Below are 1,875 nucleotides of genomic sequence, written 5' to 3' on the forward strand. Positions count from 1 at the left end.
ATCGCAGCCTTCGGCAGCTCCTACAGGGGAATGCGTACGCCTGTAGGAGCTGCCGAAGGCTGCGATAGCGAGTAATGCGAGCGGTCCAACATCCAATTGAATCCCAAGGCGAACACATGAAAATCTCCCGCCAAGCCTACGCCGACATGTTCGGCCCCACCGTCGGCGACAAGGTCCGCCTGGCCGACACCGAACTGTGGATCGAAGTGGAAAAGGACTTCACCACCTATGGCGAAGAAGTGAAATTCGGCGGCGGCAAGGTGATTCGCGACGGCATGGGCCAGAGCCAGCTGCTGGCCGCCGAGGTCGTGGACACCTTGATCACCAATGCGCTGATCATCGATCACTGGGGCATCGTCAAGGCCGATGTCGGCCTCAAGGACGGGCGCATCGCGGCCATCGGCAAAGCCGGTAACCCGGATATCCAGCCCGATGTGACCATCGCCATCGGCGCCAGCACCGAAGTGATCGCCGGCGAAGGCATGATCCTCACGGCCGGGGGTATCGATACTCACATTCACTTCATCTGCCCGCAGCAGATCGAAGAAGCCTTGATGAGCGGTGTGACCACCATGATCGGCGGCGGTACGGGCCCAGCCACAGGGACCAATGCCACCACCTGTACCTCCGGCCCGTGGCACCTGGCGCGCATGCTCCAGGCCGCCGACGCGTTCCCGATGAACATCGGCTTCACCGGCAAGGGCAACGCCAGCTTGCCGGAGCCGTTGATCGAGCAAGTCAAGGCCGGGGCCATCGGCCTGAAGCTGCACGAAGACTGGGGTACCACCCCGGCGGCCATCGACAATTGCCTGAGCGTGGCCGACGCGTACGACGTGCAGGTGGCGATCCACACCGACACCCTCAACGAATCGGGTTTCGTGGAAACCACCCTGGCCGCGTTCAAGGGCCGCACCATCCACACCTATCACACCGAAGGCGCCGGTGGCGGGCATGCGCCGGACATCATCAAGGCCTGCGGCTTTGCCAATGTGTTGCCCAGCTCCACCAACCCGACCCGGCCGTTCACCCGCAATACCATCGACGAACACCTGGACATGCTGATGGTCTGCCATCACCTGGACCCGAGCATCGCCGAAGACGTGGCCTTCGCTGAAAGCCGTATCCGTCGTGAAACCATCGCCGCCGAAGACATCCTCCACGACCTCGGCGCGTTCTCGATGATCAGTTCCGACAGCCAGGCCATGGGCCGCGTCGGCGAAGTCATCACCCGCACCTGGCAGACCGCCGACAAGATGAAAAAACAACGCGGCGCCCTGCCCGGCGATGGCGAAGGCAACGACAATTTCCGCATCAAGCGCTACATCGCCAAGTACACCATCAACCCGGCGATCACCCATGGCATCAGCCATGAAGTGGGCTCCATCGAAGTGGGCAAGTGGGCTGACCTGGTGCTATGGCGCCCGGCATTTTTCGGCGTCAAGCCGACCCTGATCCTCAAGGGTGGGGCGATTGCGGCCAGCCTGATGGGCGACGCCAACGCCTCGATCCCGACACCGCAACCGGTGCACTACCGCCCGATGTTCGCAAGCTACGGCGGCTCGCGGCACGCCACCAGCCTGACCTTTATCAGCCAGGCCGCCGCCGAGGCAGGGCTGCCCGAACAGCTTGGATTAAAGAAGAGAATTGCCGTGGTCAAAGGTTGTCGGGATGTGCAGAAAACCGACCTGATCCACAACGACTACCTGCCGAACATCGACGTTGATCCGCAGACCTACCAGGTCAAGGCCGATGGGGTGTTGTTGTGGTGTGAACCGGCTGATGTGCTGCCGATGGCGCAGCGGTATTTTCTGTTTTGATGGTTGGTTGATACTGACCGAACGCAGGACCCGTGGCGAGGGAGCTTGCTCCCGCTGG

At 62.1% G+C, this 1,875-nt stretch carries 1 protein-coding gene; it reads left to right on the forward strand.

What is annotated here, in order from left to right; translation table 11 throughout:
- The first annotated feature begins 116 nt into the window (after nt 1-116).
- Nucleotides 117-1,817 (forward strand): urease subunit alpha, encoded by a 1,701-nt coding sequence (ureC, locus tag HU811_RS26785; protein WP_186659108.1) that lies wholly within the window; start codon nt 117-119, stop codon nt 1,815-1,817.
- Nucleotides 1,818-1,875 lie beyond the last annotated feature (58 nt).

The sequence above is a fragment of the Pseudomonas tehranensis genome (genome assembly GCF_014268615.1).
Taxonomy (GTDB): domain Bacteria; phylum Pseudomonadota; class Gammaproteobacteria; order Pseudomonadales; family Pseudomonadaceae; genus Aquipseudomonas; species Aquipseudomonas tehranensis.